Origin of the sequence: Streptomyces sp. NPDC051207 (assembly GCF_040682395.1) — a bacterium.
GTDB lineage: Bacteria > Actinomycetota > Actinomycetes > Streptomycetales > Streptomycetaceae > Streptomyces.
The window spans coordinates 1-8,116 of the sequence record NZ_JBFBAX010000065.1 but is presented as its reverse complement, the minus strand read 5'-3'; the positions used below and the strand labels follow the sequence as shown (position 1 = coordinate 8,116).

The following is an 8,116-nucleotide window of genomic DNA, read 5'->3' as shown; positions in this document are numbered from 1 at the left end:
TTCCGCTTGAACCAGATGTTCGGAAACGCCAGGAACCGATGCCACGCCACACCCATGTTGATGTTCAGCGAGACCACGATCATCCAGATGAAGGAGACGCTGATCTTGATCATCGCGACCAGGTAGACCACGTTCTCCAGCGTGTCGGCGTCGAGCCCGGAGAAGGCGTGGACCAGCGGGTACGAGAAGAGGTACGAGGGTTCCCAGTGATCGGTCCCGGACAGGGCGCCCTCCAGGCCGCGCAGCGTCATGATCGCGAGGCCGATGGTGAGGATGACGTACTCGATGAAGTACGCCTGGCCCGCCTTGGACCCCGCGAAGCGGGACTTGCGGCCGGGCCGCGAGGGCAGGTTGAGCTGCCGGATCACGATGAGGACGGCGATACCGGCCACCGTCAGGGTGCCGATCACCTCGACGAAGAGCTCGTAGGGCAGCCAGTGCCCGAGCACGGGCAGCACCCAATCCGGCTTGAAGAGCTGTCCGAAGGCGTTGGCCAAGGTCAGCAGCAGGGTGTAGAAGCCGATGGCCACGAACCAGTGGGCGATGCCGATGACGCCCCACCGGTTCATGCGGGTGTGGCCGAGGAACTCCTTCACCAGCGTGACACTGCGCCGGTAGGGGTTGTCGGTACGGGTGCCGGCGGGCACCGGCTGGCCGAGCAGGAAGAACCGGACGAACTGGCCGATGGCGCGTACGAACAGCGCGACGCCGACCGTGGTCAGGACCAGCGACACGATGATCGCGGCGAGTTGCATGGCGGGCTCCTCGAACCTGCGGAAGCGATTCTACTAAGCGGTAACTTATGTCGTCGGTCTGAGACTACCCACTTTCGGGCTCCGTGACGAACAACCGCCCTATGGTCTGTGCCACCGAGGCCGGCTTGCCCGGCTGTCCGGCCTCCCCGGTGCCCGCTCCAACGGCCCTGGTCAGTATGCCGGTCGGCGCCGCGCGCGGGAGCGCTGCCTCGGTCGGCCGGCCCGTTGCGGTCGCGGACCGCGACATCGGCCGGACTCGACGGCCGCTCAAGCGGGCCGCCGGGCAGGGGCGGTGGACTTGAGCGCCGGTCGCACGGTCGCCCGTGCGCCTCCGGCCGGCTCTCAGCCCGCTTTCGAGCGGCACTTGAGGCCGCCCGGGGACGCTCGAACTCCACCCCGTGCGACCAGGGGTCGCAGCCAGAGGAGGGTGTCATGTCGGACGAACGGTCAGTGCGACTCCACTGCTTCGCGCACTCGGCAGACGGTGTCTCGGTCTTCGACCGCTGGGAGGCGAGCACCGGTCCCGGCGTGGAGGTGATTCCGGTCGCCCTGCCGGGCGGCGCACGGCAGCGGTCCGGCCCCCGGCCGACCACCCACGAGGCGCTGCTCGCCGAGACGCTGCCCCTGTTCACGGACCCCCGCCCCGGCCCGTACGTCCTGTACGGGCACGGCCTGGGCGCGATGGTCGCCCTCACGGTGACACGCGCGCTGCACGAGGCCGGCCTGCCCGGCCCCGCCCTCCTCGCCGTCGGCCCCGGCGCGCCGCCGTGCGCGCTCCCCGGGCTGGACGTCCGCACGGCGACCGACGCCGAACTCCTCGACGTGCTGGGCGGCAAGGGCGCCGTGCCGCCCGGCAGCGACGAGGGGATCATGCTGCGGGCCGCGCTGCCGGTGCTCCGTGCGGACCTGGAGCTCGCCCAGGCCCTCGACGAGGCGGCCGGCAAGCCCTTGGCCGCGGGCCCGCTCACCACGCCGGTCCTCGTCGTCACCTCGCGGGACGATCCGCTGGCGCCCCCCACGATCGCCGACGGCTGGCGGCAGTGGACCGAGGGACCCGTCTGGTCGCGCACCGTCCCCGGACGCCCCTTCTTCGTGCGCGGCGGACGCGAACTGCCCCGGCTGCTGGGACGGGCCTGCCGCGTCACCCGCCGTCTCGTCCAGGAGGCGGTGCCCGTCGGCTGATCCCCGGCCCTCCCCGGCCACCCGGCGCGGGCAGGCGGCGCCCGCGCATCCGGAACGCCGGCGCGCAGCACACCGGTCGACCTGCGTTCCGCTCAAGATCCAGCGGTTTTCTTCCGGCCGTTTGAATTCTGTTCGCGTCCCGGTCGGCGCAATACATGGAGGTGTTCAGGTGTCTGGTGAGCGTGTCGGCAGGGCGACGCACACGGTAGACGTGGCCGCGCCCGCCGGTGTGGTCTTCGCGGTGCTTGCCGATGCGACGAGACTGCCGCTCTACTTCTCCCCCAGCGTCCATGTGGAGCGCCTGCAGTTCGACGGTGAGCGGGAACGGCTGCGGATGTGGTCCCTGATGGACGGGCAGCTCAAGTCCTGGACCTCGTGGCGCCGCCTGGACCCGGTCCGGCGCCGCATCGAGTTCCGGCAGGAGCTGCCCGCGGCCCCCCTCACCTCCATGGGCGGCACCCTGGACGTACGGGCCCAGGGCCCGCACCGCACCCAGCTCGAGGTGCAGTACCACTACGACGCCGGCGGCCGGCCCGCCGACGAGGCGTGGGTCGAGCGGGCCACCGAGGGCAACACCCGCGTCCAGCTCGCCGAGCTGAAGAGCTTCGCCGAGCGGTGGACGCGCCTGGACGACCTGGTGCTGTCCTTCGAGGACTCGGTGCGCGTCAACGGCCCGGCGGAGCTGGTCTACGACTTCCTGTACCGGGCCGGGGACTGGCCCGAGTCGGTGCCGCACGTCACCCGGGCCGACCTCACCGAGGACACGCCCGGAGTGCAGCGCATGACCATGGAGACGCTGACCGAGTACGGCTCCCACACCACCGACTCGGTGCGGATCTGCTTCCCGCACGCGGGACGCATCGTCCACAAGCAGACGATGCCCCACGTCCTGCTGGAGGCGCACACCGGTGAATGGTCCGTGGTCCCGGACGAGTCGGGGGTGACGGTCCTCGCGCAGCACAACGTCGTGCTGCGCGAGGAGAACGCCGCCGCCGTGCTGGGCGAGGGCGCGGACCTGGCGCACGCCCGCCGGCATGTCCGTGAGGAGTTCGGCCGCAACAGCCGGGCCATGCTCGCCCACGCCAAGCGGCACGCGGAGACCGCCGTCCGCATACTGTGAACAGACGGCCGTCTCGGCCGAACGGCCCCGGCGTGGCCCCCTCCGCCGGGGCCGTTCGGCTGCGTGCGCCGACGCGGTCTGTCGCCGCGGGACGGCGGCCGTGCGTGCGCCGACGCGCTCCCCTGCTCGGGGGTGGCGGCCGTGTGTGCGCCGACGCGGAACACCTCCTTCCGCGCGGAGGCCCCGCGGGCTCGGACCCCGCTTGGGCGCCGCTGCACACCCGCTCGGGAAAACGGACTTCGCGTGCGTACGGCAACTAGCGTGGTCGGCCCGACCGTCGTGGACCGCCGACAGGAGGCGTCATGGAAGCGAGGCCGTACGGCACGGCCCGGACCCCCGTCCGCCGGGCGGTGCCCGCCACGCCCTCCCGGCGCACCGGGCCCTGACCCGGGCGCCTCCTGCACGAGGGCCGGGGACCGGCCCACCGAGAGCACGCATCCGACGCCGCCCGGGGCGGGCCCGCCCTGCGGGCGGACGACGGGAGGGCAACGAGGGACCAGGAGCCACCCACGACCCGAGCGAGTGCCGTCCGTCAGCTCACCCAGCAGAGAGAGGAGAGAGGGGACCGCGCCGGCCGCAGCGGACCGCCCGTCCCCGGACTCGCATGACTGTTCCCCCCTCCTCGCGCGAGGCGATCCGCGTGGTCGTCGGCCCCGGAACCGGCCCGGACGCGACCCTGTGGACTTTCGAGGTGCACGGGCCGCTCGACTCCGCCGCACTGGAGGACGTCCTGGCCGGTGTCGCCGCCGAAGCCCCGGGCCCGGCCCGCTGGCGGCACCACCTGGTGCGGCACACGCCCGACCACCACACGCTCCGGTTCACGGCGGCCGGGGGCGTACCCGACGCGTCCGTGCTGGGCCGCATCGCCGACCTGCTCACCGAGCCGCCCGTCGGCGACCGCCCGCTCACCCCCGCTCAGTACGCGGTCCTGGCCCAGGGCGGGGGAGACCGCTACGAGGCGATGTACCTCGAACCGGCCGGCGCGCTGGACGCGGACGCGGTGCGCGAGGCGCTGCTCGCCGTGCTGGCCGCACACCCCCAGCTCCGCCTGCGCCTCGATGCCGAGGGCGGCCGGCTCACCGGGCAGGACGCGACCGGAAGCGGGGCGGCAGGTGGCCAGGACCCGCTTGTGGAGGGGGAGTTCACCGACGAGGCCGGCTTCGCCGCGGCCGTCGCCTCCACCGGCCGCACGCTCGATGCCCGCCTCGGCATCCAGGTGCGGGCCCTGCTCGCCAGGGACCGGCGTCAAGCGGGACGACGCGCCGACCGGCTCGCCCTGGTCGTCCACGAACTCGCCGTCGACGCCGCGTCCTGGCGGACCCTGCTCGACGACGTGGCCGCCGCCCTCGGCACGGCCGCGGACGGAACCCCGGCACGCCCGCGGCGCGCGCCCGACGGCCTGGCCGGCTGGGTCGCCGGACTGCGGGAGCTGGCCCGCGACCCGGACGAGGTCCGCCACTGGACGTCCGTCGCCGACCGCAGGTCCCGGGCGGCAGCCGGCCGCCGCCCCGCCCCGGCGGCCCGGCCGACGGCGGGCCCCGCCCCGGCGGACGCCCGGGACGCCGGACCGGGCGCCGTCCGGCACACCGGCTTCGTCCTGGAGGAGGACGTGACCGGGCGGATCACCCGCGATCTCGCCCAGCGGCTCGCGCTGACCGCCGGGCAGGTGCTCACCGGCGTGTTCGCCCTGGCCCTCGCCCGCTGGCAGGGCACCGACGAGGTCAGCCTCGACGTACGCAGCGACCCCAGGGCCGGCCACGAGGAGCTGCGGCAGCACGTGGGCCGGCTCACCGATCCGCACCCCGTCCACCTCACCCTGGAGCCCGGCCTCGACCCGCTCGGCCAACTCGCCGCCGCGGCCGGCCCACTGGCCGCCGGCGCCGGCCGGGCGGCGGGCGGCGCGGGTTTCGGGGCCTGCCGGGAGTGGAGCCCCGACCCACTGCTGCGCGACGCCCTGCGCTCACTCGCCCCCGCCCCCGTCTGCCTGACCCTGCACGGTCCGGGCGAGCTGCTGCCCGGCTCCGCCCGCCCCGTGCCCGGCGGCGCCCGGAGCCGTTCGCCGCACCCTGTCCAAGCCCGCGTCCAGGTCGCCGGCGGCAGGCTGCACCTCGGCCTGGACTGGGTGCCCGACCACGCCGAAGGCCTCACCGACACCACGGTGGCCGCCCTCGCGGACCTCCTGCGGGAGCTGCTGCTGGGTCTGGCAGAGGCGGCCGACGCCCCGATCCCGTCCGCCTTCCGGGCCACCCCCCAGCAGCTGGCGCTGTTCACGGGCGGCGACGCGCGGCCCGGCACCGGCCGTCACGTCGAGCAGCTCGTATGGGTCTGGCACGGCCCGCTCGACGTGGAGCGCTTCACCGCCGCCTGGCAGTCCGTCTTCGACTGCGAAGCCGTCCTGCGCACCGCGTTCACCGGTGGCCCCGAACCGCAGCTCATGGTGCACAGCCGGGTCACTCCCGAGATCACCCGCCGCATCCACCGCGCCGACGACTGGTCCCCTCTCCTGGAGCGCGACCGGCTGCGCGGCTTCGACCTGCGCTGCCCCGGAGCGCTGCGCCTGACCCTGCTGGAGGCGGAGCGGACCAGGCCCGCGGACCCCCCCTCGCCCACCCGGATCGTGCTCACCTACCACCGGGCCCTGATCGACACCTGGAGCGCGCACCTCCTGCTGCGCGAGTTCTACCGGGCCTACCTCGCCGGCGGCACCCTGCCCGGCGGCGAGCGCCGTCCCGACCTGCGCGACTACACCGCCTGGCTCGCGGCCCAGGACCGGGAGTTCGCCCGGGACTTCGCCGCGCGCACCGCGCCGCCCGGCGAAGCGGCGTCCCGGCCCGGCCGGCCCGCCGGCACCACCGGGCTGACCGGCGTCGGCCGCGCGCGGCTGCGCCTGGACCCGGAGGAGACCGGCCGCCTCGCGCAATGGGCGGGCAGGTGGGGCGCCGCGGAGAGCAGCGTGCTGCAGGCCGTCTGGGCGATGCTGATCTACCGTGCCTCCGGCGCCCCGGGACCGGCGCCGGTGTCCTTCGCGGTGACCGTGCCGGGACGCGGCATACCGCTCGACGGGGTGGCCCGGATGCCCGGGCCGCTGCGCAACGCGCTGCCGATGTGCGTCGAGGTCGACCCGGCGGACACCGTGCCGGGCCTGCTGCGGCAACTGCGCGACCGCGCCCTGGACATGGCCGCCTACGAATGGGTCTCCGGCGACTGGACCCACCCCCCGGGGCGGTGCGGGCCGGGCGCCGCCGGAGCCGGTACCGTCATCGTCTTCGAGGATCCGCCGCACCCGGTGGAGGGCCTGCACGGCGAACTCGCCGCCCACGGGATCCGGGTCGAGTTCTCGGGCACCGTACCCGCCCGCTCCGTGCTGCCCATCGGACTGCTCGCCCACCACGACGACGCGGGCGGCCTGGTGTTCACGACGGTGCACGACCGCGCCCTGCTCGACGAGGAGGCCGCCGCCGAGCTGCTGGTGCAGAGCGCCATGCTGTTGCAGGAACTGCCCGTGTGGGCCGACGAGTTCACCACCGTCGCCGAGGTCCTGAAGCTGCTGGAGGGCAGGGCCGTACCGCGCATGGCGGACGCTTCCCGGGCCGGCCGGGACGATCCGCTGCGCACCCTGCGCGCGGCGGCGGTGGAGGAGGCGGGCACCATCTGCCTGATCCCGCCGCCGGGCACGCCCGCGACCTGCTACGACCTGCTGCCGCCCGCCCACCCGGGCCCTCAGGAACTCCTGGTGCTCACCACGGGTGCCGACGCCGCCCGGTCCGCCCTGGCTTCGCGCGCGACCGGCCGGTCCCTGCTGCTCGGCGGGTTCTCCGGGGCCGGCGCCCTCGCCTGTGCCCTCGCCCGGCGCATCGCGGCGGACGGCGGCGACCCGCCGCAGGTGGTGGTCGCCGGTGCGGGCGCCGACGAGGGGGAGCGCATCCGTGCCCTCGCCCGCGCCCTGGGGGACGCCGCCGTCCCGGGCGCCTGACACCGGCGCCCCGCAGGACGGAGCACCCGGGCGCCACGACGCCGGCCCGCTGTCCGCCGTACCGCGGTCCACCCGGTGGACCGCACGGCCACCGGGCCGGCCACGTCCCGCGCCGCCCCTCCACTGCTGTTCGCTCGTCCTTCGAGCGTGCCTCGTTCCGAGGTCTGCATCGTGGCTGTTGCACGGGTGACCTCCCCCTGGTCGCCGACGCCGCCCGCCCGTGCTGTGGGCCGCAACCGCCGCAACTGTCTGGAGAGCCATGTCCCGTCGCCTGTTCACCTCGGAGTCCGTGACCGAAGGGCATCCTGACAAGATCGCCGACCGGATCAGCGACACCATCCTCGACGCGCTGCTGCGCCAGGACCCCGCCTCGCGCGTGGCGGTGGAGACCCTGATCACCACGGGACAGGTGCACATCGCCGGCGAGGTCACCACCGAGGCCTACGCCCCGATCGCCCAGCTCGTGCGCGACGCCATCCTCGACATCGGTTACGACTCGTCGGCCAAGGGCTTCGACGGCGCCTCCTGCGGCGTGTCGGTGTCCATCGGCGCGCAGTCCCCGGACATCGCGCAGGGCGTCGACACCGCCTACGAGGCCCGCGTCGAGGGCGACGAGGACGAGCTGGACCGGCAGGGCGCGGGCGACCAGGGCCTGATGTTCGGCTACGCGACCGACGAGACGCCGAACCTGATGCCGCTGCCCATCGAGCTGGCCCACCGGCTGTCCCGCCGCCTCACCCAGGTGCGCAAGGACGGCACGATCCCCTACCTGCGGCCCGACGGCAAGACGCAGGTCACCATCGAGTACGACGGCGACAAGGCGGTCCGCCTGGACACGGTCGTCGTCTCCTCGCAGCACGCGAGCGACATCGACCTGGAGTCGCTGCTCGTCCCCGACATCCGCGAGGAGGTCGTCGAGTACGTGCTGGGGCAGCTCGCCGACGAGGGGATCAAGCTGGAGACGGACGACTACCGGCTGCTGGTCAACCCCACCGGCCGGTTCGAGATCGGCGGCCCGATGGGCGACGCCGGCCTGACCGGCCGCAAGATCATCATCGACACGTACGGCGGCATGGCCCGGCACGG

At 74.5% G+C, this 8,116-nt stretch carries 4 protein-coding genes and 1 pseudogene; 4 read left to right on the top strand and 1 reads right to left on the bottom strand.

Annotated features, from left to right (window positions below; genetic code table 11):
- Window positions 1-755, bottom strand: a pseudogene (locus tag AB0M97_RS30515) (Fe-S oxidoreductase); the annotation flags it as partial.
- A 432-nt stretch (window positions 756-1,187) separates the two neighbouring features.
- Here AB0M97_RS30515 and AB0M97_RS30510 point away from each other — a divergent pair.
- The 4 genes from AB0M97_RS30510 to metK all read left to right on the top strand — a co-directional run.
- Window positions 1,188-1,937, top strand: a complete 750-nt coding sequence (locus AB0M97_RS30510) for a thioesterase domain-containing protein (protein WP_365964219.1) — start codon at window positions 1,188-1,190, stop codon at window positions 1,935-1,937.
- Window positions 1,938-2,106: 169 nt separating this feature from the next.
- Window positions 2,107-3,057 (top strand): aromatase/cyclase, encoded by a 951-nt coding sequence (locus tag AB0M97_RS30505; protein WP_365964218.1) that lies wholly within the window; start codon window positions 2,107-2,109, stop codon window positions 3,055-3,057.
- Window positions 3,058-3,661: 604 nt separating this feature from the next.
- Window positions 3,662-7,030 (top strand): condensation domain-containing protein, encoded by a 3,369-nt coding sequence (locus AB0M97_RS30500; RefSeq protein ID WP_365964217.1) that lies wholly within the window; start codon window positions 3,662-3,664, stop codon window positions 7,028-7,030.
- Between the two features lie 259 nt (window positions 7,031-7,289).
- A partial coding sequence (metK, locus tag AB0M97_RS30495; RefSeq protein ID WP_365964216.1) for a methionine adenosyltransferase occupies window positions 7,290-8,116 on the top strand: 827 nt, incomplete at its 3' end.